This is a genomic window from Dyadobacter fanqingshengii (assembly GCF_023822005.2).
In the GTDB taxonomy this organism is placed as follows: Bacteria; Bacteroidota; Bacteroidia; order Cytophagales; family Spirosomataceae; genus Dyadobacter; species Dyadobacter fanqingshengii.
This window is the reverse complement of sequence record NZ_CP098806.1, coordinates 5,901,533-5,924,573: the sequence shown is the minus strand read 5'-3', so window position 1 is coordinate 5,924,573 and position 23,041 is coordinate 5,901,533. Positions and strand designations below refer to the sequence as shown.

General features: G+C 45.3%; 21 protein-coding genes. 15 read left to right on the top strand and 6 right to left on the bottom strand.

The window, feature by feature from the left end; genetic code table 11:
- Positions 1-7: 7 nt before the first annotated feature.
- Positions 8-796 (top strand): queuosine precursor transporter, encoded by a 789-nt coding sequence (locus NFI81_RS24885; protein ID WP_234616189.1) that lies wholly within the window; start codon positions 8-10, stop codon positions 794-796.
- 4 nt (positions 797-800) lie between these two features.
- On the opposite strand, the gene NFI81_RS24880 is transcribed toward NFI81_RS24885, so the two are convergent.
- Positions 801-1,559, bottom strand: coding sequence for a TrmH family RNA methyltransferase (locus NFI81_RS24880; protein WP_234616188.1), 759 nt, complete (start codon positions 1,557-1,559; stop codon positions 801-803).
- Here NFI81_RS24880 and tamL point away from each other — a divergent pair.
- The 6 genes from tamL (at position 1,559) to secG (ending at position 8,689) form a co-directional block, all read left to right on the top strand.
- Entirely contained in the window at positions 1,559-4,027 is a 2,469-nt protein-coding gene (tamL, locus tag NFI81_RS24875) for a translocation and assembly module lipoprotein TamL (protein WP_234616187.1), read from the top strand. The two genes, NFI81_RS24880 and tamL, sit on opposite strands and share 1 nt — an antisense overlap.
- 137 nt (positions 4,028-4,164) lie before the next feature.
- Positions 4,165-5,649, top strand: coding sequence for a tRNA (N6-isopentenyl adenosine(37)-C2)-methylthiotransferase MiaB (gene miaB / locus NFI81_RS24870; protein WP_234616186.1), 1,485 nt, complete (start codon positions 4,165-4,167; stop codon positions 5,647-5,649).
- On the top strand, positions 5,646-6,953 hold the full coding sequence (locus NFI81_RS24865; RefSeq protein WP_234616185.1) for a sigma-54 interaction domain-containing protein: 1,308 nt from the start codon (positions 5,646-5,648) through the stop codon (positions 6,951-6,953). Before miaB ends, NFI81_RS24865 begins: the two co-directional genes overlap by 4 nt.
- Complete coding sequence (locus tag NFI81_RS24860; protein ID WP_234616184.1) at positions 6,937-7,497, top strand: LptE family protein; 561 nt, start codon at positions 6,937-6,939, stop codon at positions 7,495-7,497. Before NFI81_RS24865 ends, NFI81_RS24860 begins: the two co-directional genes overlap by 17 nt.
- A gap of 54 nt (positions 7,498-7,551) precedes the next feature.
- On the top strand, positions 7,552-8,205 hold the full coding sequence (locus tag NFI81_RS24855) for a DUF8458 domain-containing protein (protein ID WP_234616183.1): 654 nt from the start codon (positions 7,552-7,554) through the stop codon (positions 8,203-8,205).
- A gap of 52 nt (positions 8,206-8,257) precedes the next feature.
- Complete coding sequence (gene secG, locus NFI81_RS24850; RefSeq protein WP_234616182.1) at positions 8,258-8,689, top strand: preprotein translocase subunit SecG; 432 nt, start codon at positions 8,258-8,260, stop codon at positions 8,687-8,689.
- 69 nt (positions 8,690-8,758) lie between these two features.
- Here secG and NFI81_RS24845 read toward each other — a convergent pair whose 3' ends face one another.
- Positions 8,759-9,466: a hypothetical protein gene (locus tag NFI81_RS24845; protein WP_234616181.1), complete on the bottom strand. Its 708-nt coding sequence runs from the start codon at positions 9,464-9,466 to the stop codon at positions 8,759-8,761.
- A gap of 230 nt (positions 9,467-9,696) precedes the next feature.
- On the opposite strand from NFI81_RS24845, the gene NFI81_RS24840 reads away from it, so the two are divergent.
- Complete coding sequence (locus tag NFI81_RS24840) at positions 9,697-9,993, top strand: co-chaperone GroES (protein WP_026628287.1); 297 nt, start codon at positions 9,697-9,699, stop codon at positions 9,991-9,993.
- A gap of 56 nt (positions 9,994-10,049) precedes the next feature.
- Entirely contained in the window at positions 10,050-11,681 is a 1,632-nt protein-coding gene (gene groL, locus NFI81_RS24835) for a chaperonin GroEL (RefSeq protein WP_234616180.1), read from the top strand.
- Between the two features lie 81 nt (positions 11,682-11,762).
- On the opposite strand, the gene NFI81_RS24830 is transcribed toward groL, so the two are convergent.
- Positions 11,763-12,425, bottom strand: coding sequence for an ABC transporter ATP-binding protein (locus tag NFI81_RS24830; protein WP_234616179.1), 663 nt, complete (start codon positions 12,423-12,425; stop codon positions 11,763-11,765).
- An 89-nt stretch (positions 12,426-12,514) separates the two neighbouring features.
- On the opposite strand from NFI81_RS24830, the gene sucC reads away from it, so the two are divergent.
- Positions 12,515-13,738: an ADP-forming succinate--CoA ligase subunit beta gene (sucC, locus tag NFI81_RS24825; protein ID WP_233846274.1), complete on the top strand. Its 1,224-nt coding sequence runs from the start codon at positions 12,515-12,517 to the stop codon at positions 13,736-13,738.
- A 192-nt stretch (positions 13,739-13,930) separates the two neighbouring features.
- Here sucC and NFI81_RS24820 read toward each other — a convergent pair whose 3' ends face one another.
- The 3 genes from NFI81_RS24820 to NFI81_RS24810 all read right to left on the bottom strand — a co-directional run bounded on the left by NFI81_RS24820 (position 13,931) and on the right by NFI81_RS24810 (position 17,379).
- Positions 13,931-15,265, bottom strand: coding sequence for a GntP family permease (locus NFI81_RS24820; RefSeq protein ID WP_234616178.1), 1,335 nt, complete (start codon positions 15,263-15,265; stop codon positions 13,931-13,933).
- A gap of 13 nt (positions 15,266-15,278) precedes the next feature.
- Entirely contained in the window at positions 15,279-16,430 is a 1,152-nt protein-coding gene (locus NFI81_RS24815; protein ID WP_234616177.1) for an alpha/beta hydrolase family protein, read from the bottom strand.
- Positions 16,431-16,503: 73 nt separating this feature from the next.
- Positions 16,504-17,379 (bottom strand): diacylglycerol/lipid kinase family protein, encoded by an 876-nt coding sequence (locus NFI81_RS24810; protein WP_234616176.1) that lies wholly within the window; start codon positions 17,377-17,379, stop codon positions 16,504-16,506.
- A gap of 44 nt (positions 17,380-17,423) precedes the next feature.
- On the opposite strand from NFI81_RS24810, the gene NFI81_RS24805 reads away from it, so the two are divergent.
- The 5 genes from NFI81_RS24805 (at position 17,424) to NFI81_RS24785 (ending at position 22,990) form a co-directional block, all read left to right on the top strand.
- Positions 17,424-18,464, top strand: coding sequence for an App1 family protein phosphatidate phosphatase (locus NFI81_RS24805; RefSeq protein ID WP_234616175.1), 1,041 nt, complete (start codon positions 17,424-17,426; stop codon positions 18,462-18,464).
- A complete protein-coding gene (locus tag NFI81_RS24800) occupies positions 18,461-19,147 on the top strand; it encodes a response regulator transcription factor (RefSeq protein WP_234616174.1) in 687 nt (228 codons plus the stop codon). Before NFI81_RS24805 ends, NFI81_RS24800 begins: the two co-directional genes overlap by 4 nt.
- 2 nt (positions 19,148-19,149) lie before the next feature.
- Positions 19,150-20,517 (top strand): sensor histidine kinase, encoded by a 1,368-nt coding sequence (locus NFI81_RS24795; RefSeq protein WP_234616173.1) that lies wholly within the window; start codon positions 19,150-19,152, stop codon positions 20,515-20,517.
- A 93-nt stretch (positions 20,518-20,610) separates the two neighbouring features.
- A complete protein-coding gene (locus NFI81_RS24790) occupies positions 20,611-21,858 on the top strand; it encodes a TolC family protein (protein WP_234616172.1) in 1,248 nt (415 codons plus the stop codon).
- Positions 21,859-21,901: 43 nt separating this feature from the next.
- On the top strand, positions 21,902-22,990 hold the full coding sequence (locus tag NFI81_RS24785) for an efflux RND transporter periplasmic adaptor subunit (protein ID WP_374759501.1): 1,089 nt from the start codon (positions 21,902-21,904) through the stop codon (positions 22,988-22,990).
- Positions 22,991-23,041: the final 51 nt, after the last annotated feature.

The window sequence follows — 23,041 nt, the reverse complement described above, 5'->3', positions numbered from 1 at the left end:
GAAATAAATGACCATCGAAAATACTAGTGTTCAGGAAGCAAAGCGGCAACGTTTGTTTTTGCTGCTTTGTGGGATATTTTTGACCAACGCACTGATCGCCGAGATCATTGGCGGTAAGATATTTTCGGTGGAAACTTTACTCGGGATCCCGCCAGCACAACTGCTTATAGGCGGTCAAAGGCTCGACTTTAATATGACGGCTGGTGTCATTAACTGGCCGGTCGTTTTTGTGACTTCTGATATTATCAATGAATATTTCGGGAGAAAAGGTGTAAAACGCATCTCATTTTTGACCGCTTGCTTTATTGCTTACACTTTTATCACCATCCTTGTAGCCACACTGTTGCCGCCTGCCCAATTTTGGCTGGACATTAACAACACCGACAAAGCCGGGAATGTGTTTAACATTAACGACGCATTTTCGAAGATTTTCAATCAGGGACTGGGCATTATGATCGGGTCGATCGTGGCGTTTCTATTGGGTCAATTACTGGATGTGGCCGTATTTTCGTGGTTAAGGAGAAAAACAGGCAGCAAGTTCATCTGGCTCCGTGCAACCGGATCCACCATGTTTTCTCAGCTGATCGACAGTTTTGTAGTGATCACCATTGCATTTTACGTCTTTGGAAACTGGGACCTCAACCAGGTTTTCTCTGTCGGGACAATCAATTATTTATACAAAGGTCTTATTGCGATCCTGCTTACGCCCCTTCTTTACGTTGCGCATTATTTTATTGACAACTATTTGGGCAAGGAATACGCAGAAGAACTGTCGCACAAAGCCGCGCACGAGTAAAAGGTTAGACGTTAATCTGCCGCCTTAGATTATCCAGCATTACAGCCGTTGCAATGCCCACATTAAGCGATTCCGCCTCTCCTACCCGAGGAATTGTAATTTTACTGGTAACAAATTTTTCAACCGCATTTCCTATCCCATTCGACTCATTGCCCATTACAATGTAGCCGCCCGAATGTGAGAAATTGAAAGTATAAAGTGATTCCCCGCCTAGAAAAGCACCGATAACAGCCTTGTCAGCAGCATTTTCAGCCAAATAGGAAGTCAGATCCGTGTAAAAAAGATCGACTCTTGTAAATGATCCTTTGCTGGCGGCAATGACCTTAGGATTATAAACATCGGTTGTATCATTGGAACAGATAATTTTTTTGATCCCGTACCAATCGGCGATCCTGATAATGGAACCCAAATTTCCCGGATCGCGGACATCATCCAAAACAAGCACATATTCTGATTTTTCAGGAGACAAAAAATCGTTTTGCTTCGTTTTAGCAACAGCCAGGCAAGAATCGTTTGTTTGAAAAGAACCTAAGCCTTCCAATTCCTGTAACGTGACCGTTTCTGTGATTGTGTTATGCCTGCTTAAAATACTTGCGTATTTTTGTTCAAATTCCTGTGTTGTTAACACGAACTCCATGTTAAAATCGGAATCGAGCAATTCCAGCACACTCTTGGCGCCTTCCACAATAAATGACTGGTGAAGTTGCCTGTACTTCTTGATTTTAAGCGAGTTAATATACTTTATACGATTTTTTGACAGCATTGAATATCCATTCTAAGATTACATATAGCTGGTATTTCTTCCTGATTTTAGTGGGATTGTCGTCTTGCGCACGAAAGCCCGCCTCCCAGTCCAAGAGCTATTATCTTGGCAATTCTTCCATAAAAGGCAACCAGATCATTAATGACTCCGAGCTGGAAGCATTGATTCCTCAAAAACCCAACAGGCGCCTTCTCGGGCTGCCTTTCTTTCCATATGTCGGTCTTTACCGCTTTGGTGAACTGTTCTATAACCGTGAGGAAAAACAGCGGAAAGTAATTGAAATCACGCAAAAATATCAAAATGAATCCCGCTTAAACGAAAATTCTCCGCGGAAGCTGGAAAAGATTCAGCGGCGCTATGCCAAAAAACTTGAAAAAGCGCAGACGCGTGTGGATCAGGGAAATTTCTGGATGCGGGTCCTGGGAGAAGCGCCGGTGTATTTTGTTGCTGCCGAAGTTGCCCTGAATGCCGAGAAAATGCAGAAATACCTTTATAACAATGGTTTTTTTGAAGCTGCGGTCTCTTACAAACCGGACACAATCTTCGACAGGATCAGGGTTAACTATTATGTGACGGAAAAGCGCCCGACAATGATCCGCGACGTTGAATATCAGGTGCGGAACTTGACGGCGGACAGCATTATCAATTCAAACAATAAAAATCCGGCCCTGCAAGCCAGGAAGCGCTATGATGGCGATGCATTTGAAGAGGAGCGGATCAGGATTGAGACATTGCTGCGGAACCAGGGATATCTGGGTTTTTCACGCCAGAACATTTCCTATTTGATCAATGATACGCTCACAAATGCTGCCACGGACAGTTTTTTCAAGTCGGTTGATGTAAAAGTGCGGGTGGATATGCCCGGGGCGATCAAAAACGGCGAACGTTATAAGATCAATTCTGTGCATTTTGAGGTGTTGCCACCATCGGGATCGCCGGATTCGCTTTATGCTAGGAAAGACACAGTTAATTTCCGCGGAATAAATTACACTTTTTCAGATAAACGCTTCGCTACCAGGATTTTGGATAGCAAAATGCAAGTGCGTCCCGGTGCAATTTACAGCCAGCAAAAAGAGCGCGACACGCAGCAGCAGCTCTCATTAACCGATCAGTTCAGATTTGTAAATTACTCCTATACGCTCGATTCGACCGGTCACGGGATCAACAGTTATTTCAAAGTGATCCCTTTGGAAAAATATCAGATTTCAACCGACGTCGGCTTGAATGTGATCCAGCTTCAGGGCGCGCCCGGGCCATTTGCAAACTTATCGTACAAAATCCGTAACGTCTTCAACGGCCTCGAAAACTTTGAGGCAAACCTGAGGGGTGGCATTGAACTCGTGCCTGGCTTCCTGGGCAACAGCTCCATTTACCGCAGTGAAGAAATTGGTTTAAATACTTCCCTGATATTCCCAAGATTGCTCACGCCAGCGAACATGCTGCAAAAGGAGACGGCTAGCTCTAACCCGAGAACGCAGGTGGGATTGGGATATAATTACGTAAACAGGCCGGAATACACGCGAACGAACGTGAAGGTGGCGATGACATATTCGTGGCAGCCAACAAACAAAACATTGTTCAACCTATCGCTCGTTGATCTCAACATTCTGAACACCCAAAACATCCGCTCCGATTTTCAGTCACTTCTTGATGAGCTGAGAGACCAGGGAAATAACCTTTTCAATAGTTTCCAGCGGTCATTTGTGTCGGATATCAATTTTAACTTTACCTATAACACCAATGCGCTAATCGGCCCGCAGAAAAATGCACATTACTTTCGGGTTGCGCTGGAATCTGGCGGGACATCGCTGAACATTCTGCCAAAACAGGAAAATTTGATCAAGAATGTGTTCGGTGATGGCTTGCAATTTTACAAATATGTGCGCTGGAATGCAGATTACCGGCGTTACTGGCCTGCGGGCAGGCGTTCGGCGTTCGTTGCCCGGATCAATTCCGGGGCAGTGTACAGCTATGGCGACAGCAAGGTGCCGCCTTATGAAAAATATTTCTTTGCCGGCGGATCCAACAGCCTTCGCGCATGGCTGCCTCGGCGCCTTGGGCCGGGCTCTGCCGCTCCACGAAGAACAGACACGGGTTTGACCATCGAATCACCAGGCGAATTTTTGCTGGAAGGAAATCTGGAATGGCGTGGCTTCCTGGCCAAATTCTTCGGAGATATCAATTATGCATTATTTATTGATGCCGGAAATGTATGGAACCTCGGCAGCACCGCAACCGAATCTCAGAAATTTGAACCCAATAAATTTTTCAAGGAAATCGCAGTCGGAACCGGTTTCGGGATTCGTTATGACCTTTCATTTTTTATCCTTCGCTTTGATTTCGGTATCAAAGTCTATGATCCTGCGTTGCAGCGATTTGTGTTGGACGAGCTCGAATTTAACAAGCTTTTCAAAAGAACACAGTCCAACTTTCTCAATGTAAATCTCGGTGTAGGATATCCATTTTGAAGCGTCGTTTGGCCCCAGAAGAGTATGACAGTTTGTCAGTTTTTATCGATTTCTTTCTATATTTGCATTCTTGAAACCTAAATTCGGCGGCGTTGCGCGCTCAGGTTCTTTGAATAAATAGTGTTAAGATCCCTTCCATGGAACATAGAATTGCAGAGACTTTGAAAATATTGACTGAGGAGGACAAAGTAGCCTGCGAGACAGTCCGTGTTTCAGAAAACGAACCAGCTTTAAACAAGAAAAGGCTTTTTATAGAGAGTTACGGCTGCCAGATGAACTTCGCAGACAGCGAGATCGTGGCTTCCGTTATGCGCGAGGCCGGTTTTGCCACCACTTCCGACGTTGAAAATGCAGATCTCATATTTTTGAACACTTGTGCCATTCGTGACAATGCCGAGCAGCGCGTAAGGACCAGGTTAAGGCAGCTTAATGTTATAAAAAAGAAGAAACCAGGCACATTAATCGGTGTTTTGGGCTGTATGGCAGAGCGCTTGAAAGCCAAGTTGCTTGACGAAGAAAAAATGGTAGACATTGTCACCGGCCCGGATGCTTACCGTGACCTGCCGCGATTGGTAGAAGAAGCTGAAACAGGTCAGAAAGGCGTCAATGTATTTTTGTCAAGAGAAGAAACTTACGCAGACATTTCGCCTATCCGCCTCAATTCCAATGGTGTAACGGCATTGGTTTCCATTATGCGCGGGTGTGACAATATGTGCAGCTTTTGTGTGGTGCCCATGACCCGCGGCCGCGAGCGCAGCCGTGATCCCTTTTCGATTGTGAAAGAGGCGCAAGACCTTTATAATGATGGCTATAAGGAAGTGACATTGCTCGGGCAGAATGTGGACAGCTACAAATGGCAGGGACCTAATAGCGTTACAGCCATTTCTACGAATGTTGAAACCGCAGCATTACAAACGCAGGTAAACTTTGCAAAGCTGCTTGAAATGGTGGCGCAGATCAGCCCGGAATTGCGGGTAAGGTTCAGCACATCCCACCCGAAAGACATTACGGATGAAGTGCTTTACACGATCAAAAAGTACGATAACATTTGTAAATACATTCATTTACCCGCGCAGCATGGCAACAGCCGTGTGCTGGAAATGATGAACCGGACCTATGACCGCGAATGGTATCTCGAAAGAATCGACAGCATTCGCCGGATCTTAGGTGAAGATTGTGCCATTTCACATGATATGATTGCCGGATTTTGCAGCGAAACCGAGGAAGAGCATTTGGATTCGTTATCCTTGCTGGAATATGTGCGTTTTGATTTTGGCTATATGTTCGCCTATTCCGAACGTCCGGGAACGCTTGCAGCTAAGAAATATCCGGATGACATTCCGGCGGACATTAAACAGCGGCGCCTCGTGGAAATCATTGATATACAACAAAGGATTTCCCTCGAGCGCAATCAAAAACTGATCGGCACAGTGCAAAAAGTGCTGATTGAAAATACATCCAAACGATCTGTAAACGATTTTACAGGACGCAGTGACCAGAATAAAAGAGTCATATTCCCCCGCGAAAACTTCAAAGTAGGCGATTATGTCGACGTTTTAATTACAGACACGACCGCTGCGACACTTCGCGGTTATGCGGTTGAAAAAGTACCCGTTTCATGAATCCAGCTGAAATACAAGCAATAAAGAACCGTTTCGGAATAATTGGTACGTCACCCGGACTTAATCACGCGATTAATGTTGCTGTGCAGGTCGCGGCCACCGACCTTACCGTGCTGATTACAGGCGAAAGCGGAAGTGGAAAAGAATCTTTTTCGAAAATTATCCATAGCCTCAGTTCGCGCAAACACGGCCCGTTCATTGCTATCAACTGCGGTGCCATTCCCGAAGGAACCATTGATTCGGAGCTTTTCGGGCATGAAAAAGGAGCATTTACAGGGGCCCTTGATTCACGAAAGGGATATTTTGAAACCACTAACAGCGGGACTATTTTCCTGGATGAGGTTGGTGAAATGCCTTTGGGAACGCAGGCGAGGCTTTTGCGTGTGCTGGAAAACGGAGAATATATTCGTGTAGGATCATCCAAAGTCCTGAAAACCAACGTGCGTGTTGTTGCGGCGACCAACGTGAATTTACTGGATGCTGTGAACAACGGAAAATTCCGCGAAGACCTTTATTACCGGTTGAACACAGTCCCTATTTACGTTCCGCCATTGCGCGACCGCGGCGAAGACATTTTGCTGCTGTTCAGGAAGTTTACCAATGATTTTTCTGAAAGATACAGGACAAAGCCTGTCAGATTGGACTCCGAAGCGCGTGACTTGCTGATGCAATATGCATTCCCGGGAAACATTCGCCAGCTTAAAAACATTGCAGAGCAGATCACCATCCTGGAAACGGATAAGGAGCTGCCCATATCCCACGAAACATTAAACAATTACCTGAACCCCGTGCAGCCCGCGGGTAGAAAAGCGCTGATCACTTTACGTTCCGGCGAAGATTCGGCCACCTCATTTTCGGAGCGGGAGTTACTTTATAAGGTGCTTTTTGATATGCGCCGGGATATGACGGAGCTTAAAAAGCTTGTCCGTAATGTGCTGGAAAATGAAAAATACGGCGGTGAGATCCTGAAAGATCATCAGGAACTGTTCAGCTCACTGAACAATGCTGAGCCGGCAAGCCACTCGCATTCCCACACGCCCACCATTGAACCCGCACGCTTACTCTCACCTGTTCCCCCACGGACCGTGGATCTGGACAGATATTCAGACGAACGGAGTGAAATTGAGGATGTTATGCACGTAACTGCTGAGGAGGAGTCGCTATCCCTGGAAGACAAGGAAAAGGAAATGATCATCAAAGCTTTAAGGAAAAATAATAATAAACGAAAATATGCAGCCAGTGCATTGGGCATATCGGAACGCACGTTATACAGGAAAATTAAGCAGTATGACATTGAAGAATAGATTTAAAAGCATTCCCAGCATGCGCGTTTCGATGAATTCCAAAAGGCTCCTGACCCTCTTTTTTGTCCTGCATTGCTCCATCTTCATGTCGGGTTGTGGCGTTTATTCCTTTACCGGAACCAATTTATCGCCTGACATCAAAACATTCAGTGTGCTCAATTTCACGATGGGCACAGCTGGTGGACCGTCCGATCTGCCGCAGCGACTCACAGAGGAACTAAAAGAATATTTCCAGCGAAATACAAGTTTGATCAGCCAGCCAGGCGGCGGCGACCTCATTTTGGAAGGTTCCATTACAGGTTATGACGTGCTGGCAGCAGCACCAACCGCGAATGACCAGGCCGGATTGAACCGTTTGAATGTCACAGTACAGGTTCGGTATACCAATGCAAAAGACGAAACCAAAAACTTTGACCAGTCTTTTACATACTACGCCGATTTCCCTCAGGATCAAACGCTTAACCAAAATGAAGCGCGACTTTTGCCTACAATTCGGGAGAATTTAGTGCAACAGATCTTTAATAAATCTGCCGCCGACTGGTAGTAGATTATCCTTTTGCATAACTTCATTCTTTATTCCAAAAATATTAAGGTCAATATGTCCATCATTGAAAAGGAGGCATTCAGCAATCTGGTCAAACATCCTCAGGCCGTTGGCAGCGAGGTGATCGAAGAGCTTGAAGCGACGATTAAGGCATTCCCTTACTGCCAGATTTCCTATTCATTATTGGCAAAAGCATCCAGTGTAGCTGGAAGTGAGAAACTGGATGAAACCCGTCCGCGCGCGGCAGCATATGCATTAAGCCGCATTGCTTTGCAGCAGCTTGTTGAAAGTGATACGGAGCGCTACGATGCTTCGGTCAACATTGAGGAAGTGATCGAGGCGCAGGAAAAGTCGGTTCCGCAAAATGGAGAAGATATTCTCATCAGCATCGTTGAACAGGAAACGGTGGTTATCCCTAATCAACGGTCTGAGGAACAGCGTAGACAGCAGCAGATCATTGAGGGTTTCATGAAAAAGAACCCGCGGATCATTCGTCAGGAGAACAATCTGGAACCTGTTACCGTTGACGTAAGCGGCAGAGTTGCCGAGTCCGGAGCTGGAAGCATTGAGACCGAAGCTTTTGCGAAAATTTTGGTACGCCAGGGTAAAATTGAGAAGGCAATTGACCTCTATCAAAAATTGATCTTGAAAAAACCAGAAAAAAGGAATTACTTTGCGAAAAAATTGAGTGAATTGTATCGATTGTAAGAAATCACATATTCAAACATTCACTCATTCTAACATTCAAAATTAATAAGTCATGTATTTGGGTTTGATTATCTTGGTTGCGATCATCGCTGTTTTGTTGATCCTGGTTGTGTTGGTACAAAATTCAAAAGGCGGAGGACTTTCCAGCGAGTTTAGCGGAGCAGGAACTACCCAAATGTTTGGTGTTAAAAAGACAACCGATTTATTGGAACAAATTACCTGGGGACTTGCGGGGGCAGTAATTCTAATCTCACTTGCTTCCTACATCATCGCGAGCGGAAATGCGCAAACGGGTGGAATTAACAGTGTAAATGTTGATAAAGCACAAAATACAGTAATCCCAGGCGGAAACATCGCTCCTGCACCAGCACCGGGTGCCGAAGCACCGGGAGCCACCGCTCCAGGAGCCGCCACTCCGGGCGATGCTACAACACCAGCGGGTTCTGCAACGACGCCAGCTGCACCTGCGGACAGCTCGAAATAAGTTAAATTAAGACATTAAAAAAGGCTCATGATTTACTTCATGAGCCTTTTTTGCGCTTAACGGTTTTGGCTAGGCAATGTTCATTTGCCTCAATATCAATTTCTTAGCAACGGGCAAAAGCGCTTCATGCAAAGGATAATCATATTTGGATTCAACGACATAAGTGGCCGGATTGGGCAGCGATTTATTCTTTTTGGTTAAATCAACTTTAATCTGCGAAACTGTATTTCCTAATCCAATGTGGATCGTATCCACGAATGTTGTCTTTAAATAACGTTCTTTCATTTCGTTGTATAACGCCAGCTGGTATTCAAAAACACTGACAATGGGCTGGAATGTGTGTAAAAACAACAGGTAACCTTCTTCCAGCCGCAAGGGCACGATGCCCACTGGCGAAATTTTAATGTTCTCCCCTACTTCACTGAAACGCTCCGAGCCCTGCTCTAACGCGCGCGAAAAACGCGGAATAGCAAAATCAAGAATGTAATTCAATTCTTCCAGATAAGGATCGTCCTGGTGCGTTTCTTCGTATTCCAGCTTCCAGGTTTGCAAATTTACCCCAGTCACATTCTTTGGAAACGACGTTCTGATCTCACTTTTGGTGGTGCGTATACGAATACAGGAATCAAAATGAAATTGCAGGTCTGGCAGATGAGGATGAAGTTTATTTAATGTAAACTGGCTGTCAATGTGCTGTAAATATGCCTGCAAGACATATTTTTTGTACTCAAAATCAAAAATTCCTTCGGTTAACCAGTTCTTTTGGAGGTTTGTCATAGGATTTTAAATTTGGTGCCGATAAAATTTACGCATTTTCAGATCGTGAAACAATTCGCTGCCGTCCATGACAATACATTGCTTCTTATAATTATATAACGGCAGGGTAAGGTACAAATTTGTCATACTTGCCGGAAAAAATGTCAGCCGGAATCTGCTGGCATAGATTGTGCTTACTTGGTTTCAGTCAAATCTATTACTGACAATCAAAAAACAAACGTTTAATATTTATGTCAACTTTAGCAGAAATACAAGTGAACGTACAACCTCTGGCTGATCGTGTTCTTGTAGAACCAGCCCCAGCCGAAGAAAAAACAGCATTTGGTATCATTATTCCTGATACTGCAAAGGAAAAACCTCAACGTGGAACTGTTGTAGCAGTGGGCCCGGGTAAAAAAGACGAGCCGATGACCGTTAAGGTAGGTGACACCGTATTATACGGAAAATATTCAGGAACTGAATTGGCGTACGAAGGCAAAGATGTGCTTATCATGCGTGAGTCTGACATTTACGCCATTATTGGTTAATATCAGCAAGTCCAGTAAATAACTCAATCAAGAAAAATCCAAAACGATTAATTAGTATGTCTAAGAAAATTTTCTTCGATACCGAAGCTCGTGATAAAATTAAGCGCGGTGTTGATACATTGGCTGATGCCGTTAAAGTAACATTAGGACCTCGTGGTCGTAACGTAGTTATCGATAAAAAATTCGGATCGCCTAGCATCACGAAAGATGGTGTAACGGTTGCAAAAGAAATCGATCTGAAAGACCCTATCGAAAACATGGGTGCTCAGTTGGTGAAAGAAGTAGCTTCTAAAACTGCTGATTCCGCAGGTGATGGTACAACTACTGCCACTGTTTTGGCTCAGGCTATTTATTCAATCGGTGTTAAGAACGTAGCAGCGGGTGCTAACCCAATGGATCTGAAACGCGGAATTGATAAAGCAGTTTCTGTGATCGTTAAGAACCTTGAATCACAAAAGAAAGATATTTCTACTTCCAAAGAAATCGCTCAGGTTGCTACCATTTCAGCTAACCATGACGAAGAAATCGGTAATATGATTGCCGAAGCGATGGAAAAAGTAGGAAAAGAAGGTGTTATCACTGTTGAAGAAGCACGCGGAACTGAAACAGAAGTTAAAACTGTAGAAGGTATGCAGTTTGACCGTGGTTACCTGTCTCCATATTTTGTTACCAATACAGAGAAAATGGAAGCTGATCTTGAGCGTCCATATATCTTGATTTCTGAGAAGAAAGTTTCTTCAATGAAAGAATTGCTTCCAGTTCTTGAAGCAGTTGCACAAACAGGCCGTCCTTTGCTTATTTTGGCAGAAGACGTTGACGGAGAAGCACTTGCTACATTGGTAGTAAACAAAATTCGTGGCGCCTTGAAAGTTGCTGCTGTGAAAGCTCCTGGTTTTGGTGACCGTCGTAAAGCAATGCTTGAAGACATCGCGATCATCACTGGCGGAACAGTTATCTCAGAAGAGCGTGGTTTCAAATTGGAAAACGCAACTTTGGAATATCTTGGATCTTGCGAAAAAGCAATCATCGACAAAGACAACACAACTTTGGTAAATGGTGCAGGTAACTCTGAGGACATTCAGGGTCGTGTAAACCAGATCAAAGCGCAGATCGAAAATACAACTTCTGATTACGATCGCGAGAAACTTCAGGAACGCCTTGCTAAATTGTCTGGTGGTGTAGCTATCCTTTATATCGGAGCTGCTACGGAGGTTGAAATGAAAGAGAAAAAAGACCGCGTTGACGATGCATTGCATGCAACGCGTGCTGCTGTTGAAGAAGGAATTGTTGCAGGTGGTGGTGTAGCTTACATCCGTGCTGCCAGCGCTCTTGAAGGCATGCAGGGAAGCAACGAAGATGAGACCACAGGTATCAACATTATCCGTGTTGCTATTGAATCTCCTTTGAGAACGATCGTTTCTAACTCAGGTCAGGAGCCTTCAGTAGTTCTTCAGAAAATTAAAGAAGGAACAGGCTCATACGGTTACAACGCGAAGGACAATGTTTACACAGACCTTTTGGAAGCTGGTATCATTGACCCTAAGAAAGTATCCCGTCTTGCTCTGGAAAACGCAGCATCTATCGCAGGTTTGTTGTTAACAACGGAATGTGTAATTGCTGACGAGCCAGAAGAAGCTCCTGCTGGTGGTGGCCATGGTCACGGCGGCGGAATGGGTGGAATGATGTAATTCATCCCCTTTTAGGCATATATTTAAAAAGCCGCTCAGGAAACTGGGCGGCTTTTGCTTTAATATTAATACCAAAAAATACTAGGATTGCATAAAACCGTCCTGCATAACCAGCCTCCGATCTGCCATTGCTGCCAGGTCTTCATTATGCGTTACAATGACAAATGTCTGTCCAAAATCATCACGCAGCTTAAAAAATAACTGATGCAGTTCCAATGCATTATGTGAATCCAGGTTCCCGCTTGGTTCGTCTGCAAGTACAATGGAGGGCTTGTTCAAAAGCGCTCGCGCCACTGCAACACGCTGCTGTTCGCCGCCTGAAAGCTGGGAAGGCAAATGATTCGCTCTGTCTCCCAGGCCAAGCATTTCAAGCAATTCTTTTCCTCGGGCCAGAATGTCCTTTTCATTCATAGAACCATTGATATAGCCCGGCATACAGGCATTTTCCAATGCAGTAAACTCAGCAAGCAGGTTATGAAATTGAAAAATGAAACCAACCTTTTCATTGCGGAAACGGGCGAGATCCTTGTCTTTTTGTGTAAAAACATTGATGTCTTCAATGAAAACTTGTCCTTGATCCGGCCGGTCCAATGTGCCCAGAATGTGAAGAAATGTGCTTTTTCCCGCGCCGGAAGCGCCTACGATTGCGACAACTTCTCCTTTCTCAACTTCTAAATCAATCCCCTTTAAAACCTGTAAAGAACCATATGTGCGCCTGATCCCGCTCGCCCGCAGTAAATTCATATTTCGAAGAAGATAATTGGACTGAAACCTACGCCCGTTTTGATTAATTCCTTAATTTGCCGTGAAAATACCAATTTACTTTTATACTCATGAATATTCACGAATATCAAGGCAAAAGCGTTCTTAAAAAATACGGTGTGCGTATTCAGGAAGGACTCGTAGCCGACACTCCGGACAAGGCAGTTGAAGTTGCGCGTGAGCTTAGCCAGCAGACTGGTACCAAATGGTATGTAGTAAAATCCCAGATCCACGCAGGTGGACGCGGAAAAGGCCGCATCGTTGGAACAGAACAACGTGGCGTTGCCCTTGCGAAATCTGTTGAAGATGTTCGCACCATATCCAACAATATTTTGGGTAAAGTCCTGGTTACACATCAGACTGGCCCTGATGGCAAGCGTGTTAACAAAGTGCTTATTGCCGAAGACGTGTATTATCCGGGACCAAGCGAGCCGAAAGAATATTATCTTTCTATCCTCCTTGACCGTGGCAGAAACTGCAATGTGATCATGGCCAGCACCGAAGGCGGTATGGACATTGAAGAAGTTGCAGAGCATACGCCTGAAAAGATCATGAAGGAGTGGATTGATCCGAAAGTGGGTTTGCAGCCATTCCAGGCGCGTAAAGTGGCTTTTGCTTTGGGCCTTGAAGGTGATGCATTCAAAGAAATGGTGAAATTCATCACTGCGCTTTACAAAGCATACATTGAAAGTGATTCAGCGATGTTCGAAATCAACCCGGTTTTGAAAACATCTGACAATAAAATTCTCGCCGTTGATGCCAAAGTGGATTTGGATGACAATGCATTGTATCGTCACCCGGAACTGGCAGAAATGCGCGATACGAACGAAGAAGATCCTTTGGAAGTAGAAGCAGGCGCAAATAACCTGAACTATGTAAAACTGGACGGAAACGTAGGTTGCATGGTGAATGGTGCTGGTCTTGCTATGGCAACAATGGACCTTATCAAGCTTTCAGGCGGCGAGCCCGCTAACTTCCTGGATGTTGGGGGTGGCGCGAACGCACGCACCGTAGAAGCAGGTTTCCGTATCATTCTGAAAGATCCTAATGTTAAGGCAATCCTGATCAACATCTTCGGCGGAATCGTTCGCTGCGACCGCGTTGCGGCCGGTGTTGTAGAAGCTTACAAAGCCATCGGAGAGATTCCGGTTCCTATCATCGTACGTCTCCAAGGAACGAATGCAGAAGAAGGAGCAAGAATCATTAATGAATCTGGCTTGAAAGTTTCTTCCGCTATTGAGTTTAAAGAAGCTGCTGCTAAGGTTTCTGAAGTTCTGGCTGAGCTGGGGGTTTAAGAAAAAAACAAGCATTAGGCTAGCATACAAGCTTTGTCAGCCTGAGCGGAGTTACTTACACTGTCACCCTGAGCGGAGTCGAAGGGGCGTTATCACCTAGGTAGTAACGCCCCTTCGACCGCCCGGCGGCCCGGTACGCTCAGGGTGACAGGTTGTTTTATGAGCGTTTAGGGTGGCAGGGCTTTGTACCCTTCACCCCAGCAGAACCCACAACACCATCACCATCAAAAAACTAACAACCCCCTGCAACCCCGTCAAAATCGTATGAGTCCGGTAAGTGTCCCTGGCTGAGATGCCTGTAAACTGCGACACGACCCAGAACCAGGCGTCGTTTGTATGGGAGACAATCATGGCGCCGCTTCCTACTGCCATGACTACTAATGTGATTTGGATGGGTGTTATGAAGCCTAACGAGGCTAGCAGTGGTGCCAGAATACTGGTTGTCAGCACCATCGCGGATGTAGTTGAACCTTGTGCTGTTTTGAAGAATGCGGCGATCAGGAAGGCGATTCCGAGCAGGTAAGCACCTGACATTTCGTTGTGTAACAGCCATTCGGTGACCATATCTTTCAAAGAAGTTTCTTTCAAAATTGCGCCGAAGGCGCCTCCTGCTCCTACCAGCACCAATGTTGTTCCGCAATGTTCGATGCCGCTTTTGAAACAGGCCATCATTCTTTCTGAGGCATACTCCGGGAAAAGTGAGTAGCTGAAAAAGATGGCGATGAGAAATGAAACAAGCGGACTGCCGAAAAAGCCAAGCCATTTTGTCCAGATTTCCGGGAAATTTAAAATCCTGGCAAAGGATGCAAGTGTAATAAGAATGATGGGCAAAAGAATGGGCATGAACGCTTTCCAGGCCGGGGGCAGTCTGCTTTCGTGAATGATCACCGGCGGCTCAACAGCTGAACTTTCTGTGATCTCAACATTCCGGGCAAACTTGCCTGCAAACCAGGTTGAAAGGAAAAGGCTCGGAATGGAAACGATCAGGCCGATCAAAATCACTAATCCGACCGAATCCGCAATACCCAGATTTCCGGCTGCAGATAATGGTCCAGGCGTTGGCGGGACCAGCGTATGCGTGGCAAAAAGTCCGCCTGATAAGGATAATGCAATAGTTCCGAGCGGCTTTCCAGTTCGCTTGGCGACGATCTGGTTCAATTTATGCAGAATAATGAATCCGGAATCGCAAAAAACCGGAATTCCGACAATGCCGCCGATCACGGCCATTGCAAATGCAGGCCTTTTTTCACCAAACAGACTCAGGATCACATCAGCAACTTTAATAGCGGCCCCTGATTTATCCAGGATCGCACCAATCACACAGCCGAGAATGACCATTAACCCAATTTTCGACATCAGTTCTCCAAAGCCTTTGCCAATTGTCTCCGCCAGCTTGTCAATGGGCAGGCCTGCAAATACCCCGACGCCGATTGCAGCCAGCAGCAGGCCTACAAGCGGGTGCATTTTAAAGACGGTCGAGCTTAATACAATGAAAACAACGGCAGCAAGAACAATGAATATGATCATCGGATGTCTGGATTTACAGCAATTTCATAACAGCCTCATCCCCCATCACAGAATTTGCCGGCCGGGGATGCGCCGCATTGAAAACTTCCAGATCTTTTTGCTCAATCAGCTTTGAAGGCGTTTCGTCGATTTTACCTTTGGAATCGGTAACTGCTTTGAGATCCAACGCCAAGTGTTTGGCCATGAAAACATACATTGCATTCCGCTTGGAAGGACCATAGTCGTGCTTCTCGTCAGGAAGGTGCACATTTTCGACTAAATTTTTCTTACCGTATAATGCGTAAATGTTCTGGATGAAGGGATATTCAACATTCGGCGTGTTCTTTGTCCAGTCGCCGCCGTCAGAAACAAGCAGCATGGGGCGTGGCGCGGTAAGGGAGGCTATTTCAACATTATTGGTTTGATAATCCCCTTTTTTATGGATTGGAAGGCCGCTTTCACAGACACATCCGCCAAAGAAATAGGCTGAAACCATGACAACCGGCGCCGTCACTTTTACACGGTCATCCAATGCAGCCAACAGGAAAGTCTGCGTTCCCCCACCCGACTCGCCCGTAACACCAATTCTTTCGGGATCAACGCCTGGTTGGGATATTAGAAAATCCAGCGCTCTTACGCTGTTAATGGCCTGCAATTTGAGCGCCTTAGGCATTTTATGTTCGCAATATTTGGAATCACCCTGGCCTACCATATCCAAAACAAACACAACAGCACCCATGCGCGCTAAGGTTGCGCAGCGCTTTTGGGTTTGCTCCCTGAACCTGCCATGCGGATTTTCTCCATGCCCGTGCGGACACAAAATGCCTGCATAAGATTTTTGCTTTTTTAATGGTTTGTACAAATTACCGGTCACATAAATGCCGGGCATACTTTCAAAAGCAACATTTTCGATGGAATAACCGTCCATTTCTCTCTTGCTGTGAATGATCGGTTTCGAAGTCGGTTTGGCTGGCATTGTCTGCAAATCCATTCCTTCCCGGATCTGCTTTCTGATAGCAGCAGCCCTTGTTTCCCATTCCAGCTTGGTCTTAACAGCATGCTTTTCCAAAAATTCTTTTCCCTGCTCCTCGGTAAAATAGGCACCCTGGCAGAGCTCAGCATTTTGGGCAAACAATGTGGTGACCGAGCAAAAAACACTTAATGCAGACAGCAAAACAACTTTCATCAGTCAGTAGGAATGAGAATGAATAGATTTTCACAAAAGAGGAGAAACGTTTCGGATTACTGTTCAGCAGCAATTAAGGAATGGCTACTTTGATATAATCTTTTAAAATGTGCGCTTCCAGGTTCCTCACCGTCCCTTTATACTCACCATCGATCTGGAAATGTGCTTCCTTATCAAGACATTCAATTTCGGCTTTCTCAACGGAGATTACACGCATAATTTCGGGGTTGAAATCGGTGCTGCCAGCGAGAATCTTCGCGGTTTCAATGAAGTCCAGTTTTTTGGCAATGACCAGCTCAAAAAACCCATCTGACATATTGCCCGTCGGATTTATGGTCACACCAGTTCCGTATTTTTGTGCATTAGCAATGATGACAATAAGCACGTCAGTTTCAATAACTTCATCCGGTGTAGTAATCCGAACCAGGAAGTTCTCATGCTCGCTCAGCGTTTTGAGCATTTCTTTTGCGTAACCCAATTTCCCACGCGTATCGCTGCTTTCATAATTTTTAACCAGCAATGCATTCAATCCTACATCGCTTAAATGCAGGCTGATCTCATTATTAATGCAAACCGCATCGATCCCAATCACATTATCACCAAAAGCAACCTCAATTGCCTCACTAATAGACCCCGTAATCCCAAAATCCATCGCCAGCCCATTTGCAGAACCTACGGGAATGACGCCCATGACCACATCGGAACCCTGTACGGCCTCAGCAGTCAACGAAATGGTGCCATCGCCGCCCGCAACTAGCACACGCTCAGGCTTGATGTTAATGACCATTTCCCGGATTGTTTCCAGATCGTGTTCGCCGGTTGTTGTGTAAATGCGCAAATCATAACCCTTTGCCGCGGCGGTTTCAATCACTTCTTCAAAAACCTCATCCTTGTCCACATCGCCGGATATGGGATTAACAACCAACAAAACCTTTCGTTCTGAAAACATAATGTCTAAATTAGGGACTTATAGTCTAGTGGATAAAGATAGTTATGAAACGTTGTGACATAAAATTGTATCGGGGTTATGCCAATAAAAATAAACTGGTGGTCTTTGGGCATATCATTAAAAAATACCCCTCCGGTGATAAAAAATATACAAGAAGTGGGTTCCGATATGCGCGGACCATCATTGAACTATTCTCTATTAAACCCATTCCATTTCTGAAAGTGGTGCTCCGGGTGGGCAATATGACGGCCGAAACAACGGCGGAAGAAGATGGATATTTTCGGTTTGAGGTGCCACTAACGGAGCCGATCCCCAGCGGTTGGCATACTTATGAGGTAGCCGTAGAAGGAGAATGGAATGGAAAAAATTACCAGGGAAGCGCACAAGAGGAATTTTATTTGCCTTACAAAAGCTCCTATGGCATCATTTCCGACATTGACGACACTTTCCTGATCTCACACAGCCGCCGCTCGTTCCGGAAGCTTTTTGTGTTATTGTCCAAAAACGTCCAGGCGCGGAAACCTTTTGACGATGTTGTCAAACATTATCAGCTACTTTCTTTCGCAAGCCGCACACATCCCCATAAGGACAGCAATATTTTCTTTTATGTGTCGAGTAGCGAATGGAATTTGTATGACATGATCGTTCGCTTTGCGGAGTTGAATGGTTTGCCAAAGGCGGTTTTAAAATTGAGAACACTAAAATCGGGACTGGATGATTTTGTGATGACAGGCGGCGGCTCGCACGACCATAAGCTGCGCAAGATCCACAACATCATTAACTTTTACCCCGAGCTGCAATTTATTTTGCTAGGGGATGATTCTCAGAAAGATCCCGAAATTTACGAACAGATTTGCAGGGAATTTTCAGCCAACATCCGGGCCGTGTATATCCGCCAAACCAGAAAAAGAAGCAAGGCGGAGACAACAGCGAATTTGAAAAACATTCAGGAACTGGGCATTGATGTTTGTTACTTTGCGCACAGCAACAAGGCTATTATTCACTCCCTTGAAACCGGAATTGTGTTCCAGCCACCCATCGAGGCAATCGCACCGATAATCGAATCAAAAGAATCGCTGCAATGAAAAAAATCCTGATTATTGAGGACGACCGCCGGATTGCCCAGAACATTTTTCGCGGACTTGCCTCCGAAAATATTGAAGCAGAAATTGCGTACGACGGCATTACGGGGAAGCAACTGGCCCTGGACAAGAAATTCGACCTAGTTCTGCTGGATGTGAACTTGCCGGGAATGAATGGCCACGATGTCTGCCAACAGGTCAGGATTTACAAGCCGTCACTTCCGATCATTATGCTCACTGCTTATGGCGAAATAGAGGACAAGCTGGAAGGATTGGGACGCGGTGCCGATGATTACATTGTCAAACCATTTGATTTCAGAGAGTTATTAGCCAGAATCAATGCAGCCTTGCGCGTTTCAGAATTAATTAATCCAGAAACCACGGACAAAATCCTGCGCATTGCAGATCTTGAAATGAACCTCGGAACCAAGCAGGTAAGCCGCGGTGGCAATTTGATCGACCTTACCGCTAAGGAGTTTGCGCTGCTCGAATATTTTCTTTTGCACAGAGGACGGGTTGTTTCAAAAATGGATCTTGCCGAACACGTCTGGCACCTCAACTTTGATCCCGGTACAAATGTTGTGGAGGTGTATATCAATTATTTACGCAAAAAAGTGGATAAGGACTTCTCCACCAAACTGATTCACACACGGCCCGGTATGGGCTACATCATGAAGGAAGAATAAAAATGAAAATCAAAGACCGCATTGCATTTCAATTCACGCTCCTTGTGGCGGCGGTCTTGTTGTTATTTTCCATTGCCATTTACAGCGTCTCCGAACATTACAGACAAGAAGAATTTTATGACCGCTTAAAAGGGCGCGCGAGAACGACTTGCCGTTTGCTCGTAAAGGTCAAAGGAATCGATAAGGACCTGCTTAAAGCGATCGACCAGAACACGCTTTCGGAAATGCTGGACGAAAAAGTTTTGATTTTTAATACTGATAATGAGCTGATTTATTCCAGCGTCGATGACAAATTACTGACTTATCAAAAGTCGTTGCTCGAAGAGGTCCGGCAGAAGGAGTATATGGAATTCCACGAAGGCGAAAGCGAGGTGATCGGTCTGTTATATCAAGAACAAAGCGAGCCGTTGATCGTGCTGGCGTCGGCTTATGACACTTTCGGGCATAGCAAGCTTACCAATTTACGCGCAACATTGGGCTGGGGACTTTTGGCCGGTATCGCAGTTACCATTGGCTTAGGGATCTATTTTGCGGGAAACGCCTTGCGGCCGATCAGTCGCATTAACCATGAAGTTTCCCTGATTACGGCGCAAAATCTTTCTCAAAAACTCGACGAAGGCAACCGGAAAGATGAAATTGCGCAACTTGCCATTAACTTCAACACAGTGCTGGTGCGGCTTCATAATGCATTTGAGCAGCAAAAAAGCTTCGTTTCCCACGCTTCACATGAACTGCGAACACCATTAGCAGCATTAAAATCCGAAATACAACTGGGTCAGCGATTTAACAAAAACAACCCCGACCTCGACGAAGTTTTCGCCAATCTGTTTTCAGACACCGAAAGATTAATAAGCATTACCAATAACTTACTTTTCCTCGCGCGCTCCTACGAGCATTCGGGACAGCTGAAAATGGCGCCTATCCACATTGAAGATCTTGCATTTCTGGCCAAAGAAGAATTGCTCTCCATCAACCCGGATTACCATGTGGAGATTGATTATGAAAACATTCCCGAAGATGAAAACCAGACGGTTATCGAAGGAAATGAGGAATTATTGAAAAGGGTTTTTTCCAATCTGCTGGATAATGCCTGTAAATATTCGTCGGATCACGCGGCAAAAATTTTGATCTCTTCCGACGAGAAATCCTGCATTGTGAAGTTCAAGGATCGCGGTATCGGCATCAGTCCCGAAGATATGCCGCACATCTTCAATCCCTTTTACAGATCGTCCCATGCAACGCCCGTTCCCGGCTTCGGAATTGGCCTTTCTATTTGCCAGCGCATTGTGGATCTGCATCGTGGCGAGATCTCGGTTACGAGTGAAGTGGGTCGCGGAAGTGAGTTTCAAGTGCGTTTAAACCACGTGTAGGGCCATTTTTGGCATTCTAATTTTTTTCTAACTTTATTTTAAGCCTCCTGTAATACTGGCGCCGGAAGTTCGCATCATTCTAACACAGAAATTATGCGAACTTATTTCATGACGATCCTGATATTCCTGGCATTCCAACTGCACGCACAGGATACATTAAGGCTCTCGATCAAACAGGCCGACAGCCTGTTCCTGCAAAACAACCTCGAAATTCTTGCCGAAAAATATCAGATCGATATTGCCCAGTCCATTGAAATACAGGACAAGCTTTGGAATAACCCCACATTCGGTGTCGAGATCAGCGCTTACAACCCTTCCAGAGGTTTTCTGGATGTAGGAAACGGCGGACAAAAAGCATTCACCATTCAGCAACTGATCACGCGCGCCGGCAAACGGAACAAGCAAGTTGCATTAGACGTAGAATCGACTCGGAAAAGCGAATATCAGTTCTTTGATCTGATCAGAACATTAAAATTTGAGCTACGCCAGATATTTTTTGAATCCTATTATCTGGAACAGACCATTGCCCTATACGACACGCAAATTGCCTCGCTTAATACGACCGTAAGTGCATTTGACAAAGAATACAACCGAAAAAATATCTCCCTCAAAGAAGTTGTCCGCCTTAAAGCCCTCCTCTTTCAATTAACCAATGATCGCGCAGACATTTTGTTTGAACTGCATGATAATCAACGCGATATGCGCACATTACTCAATGCCGACCGGCCTGTTAAATCCGTTGTGGACTCGGCTGATGTCCGTCGTTACCAGCTCGATCGATACACCGCCGACGCATTGAAAGCCAAAGCGATGGAAAGCCGATCAGACTTGAAAGTGTCTCAGTCCGAAGTGAAACAGGCCGAACTAAACTACACATTACAAAAAGCATTGGCCGTGCCAAACATCCAGCTTGGCGCTGTTTACGACCAGGCGAGTAATTATGTGAACAATTACGTGGGCGTTTCGGCAACGATGGATCTGCCTTTTTTCAACAGGAATCAGGGAAACATCAAGGCTGCCAAGAGCAACATCAGTTATTTCAAAACCGTGGAATCCGCAAAAGTGAACAGCATTAACAACCAGGTTGATGCTGCGTTGCAAAAGGTGAATGTGGCTGAAAAGGCTTACCAGGGCGTGGAAAGCCAGTTTTCTGATCAATTCCAGCTCCTTAGCCAAGGGATTTACGACAATTTCCAAAAACGGAACATTACCCTCCTCGAATTCATCGATTTCATAGAAACCTACAACGAAAGCATTAAGGAATATAACCGCTTACAAGCTGACCGCATCAAAGTTTACGAAGAGCTCAACTTCGTGGTCGGCGAAGAGCTTTTTAACTAATTCGAATTATCACATCACGGCTTTTGCCCCTAATATTTTCCCAATGAAAAATTCCCTGAGCATGGTTATGCTGGCCGCAATGGGCTTATGGTTAACCGGTTGCAATACAAAGAAAGAAGATCCCGAAGAATCGAAAGCATTCATGCTTTCGGACACAATGATGAGCCGCATAAGCCTTGATACAGTGAAAACGGAGGCGGTGCGTAACGAGCTTACATTGGTCGGGAAAGTTGTTCCTGATGAGAATCAGGTGATTAAGATCTATCCCTTGGTAGGCGGCAATGTGGAGGAAGTAGACGTGGAATTGGGCGACAATGTTCGCAAAGGCCAGAAACTGGCTACAATACGTTCAGGTGAAGTGGCTGATTTTGAAAGACAAATGATCCAGGCACAATCTGATTTGCTCATTGCCCAAAAGAATTTGTCGTCTACCGAGGATCTTTTTGAAAGTAAGCTTGTGCCCGAAAGGGACGTCATTACGGCGCGTCAGGTTGTGGACAAGGCGCAGGCGGATGTAAGCCGGGTGAAGGAAATCTTCTCTATTTATGGTTTGGGTAAATCAACCAACTACACGGTCAAGTCGCCAATTAATGGTTTCATCATCGACAAAAGTGTGAATCGCGGCATGCAGTTGCGTTCAGACAATGCTGAAAGCCTTTTTACGGTCGGGCAGATTGCGGATGTGTGGGTGATGGCCAATGTGAATGAAAGCGATATTCCCAGGATCAAACTGGGAATGCCAGCCGACGTGAGGACTATCAGCTTTTCCAATGAGGTTTTTAAAGGGAAAGTCGACAAGATCTATAATGTGCTCGATCCTGACATAAAAGCCATGAAAATCCGCATCCAGCTTCAAAATGTAGGTTTGAAACTAAAACCGGAGATGCATGCAACGGTTAACCTGAATTTTGAAGAAGGAGGCGAAATGCAGGCCATTCCCTCCCAAGCAGTGATTTTCGACCGAAGTAAAAACTGGGTAATGGTGTACCACAGCCGTTCCAAAATAGAAACCCGCCCCGTCGAGATTTACCGCTCGCTGGCCAACAGAACCTACATTACCAGCGGCTTGAAAGATGGCGAAGCGGTCATCAGTAAAAACCAATTGCTCGTTTATGACGCGCTTAATGATTGAAATTCAGTCATTCAGCGCAACGGCGCCCGCTCATTCACTCATTCACTCATT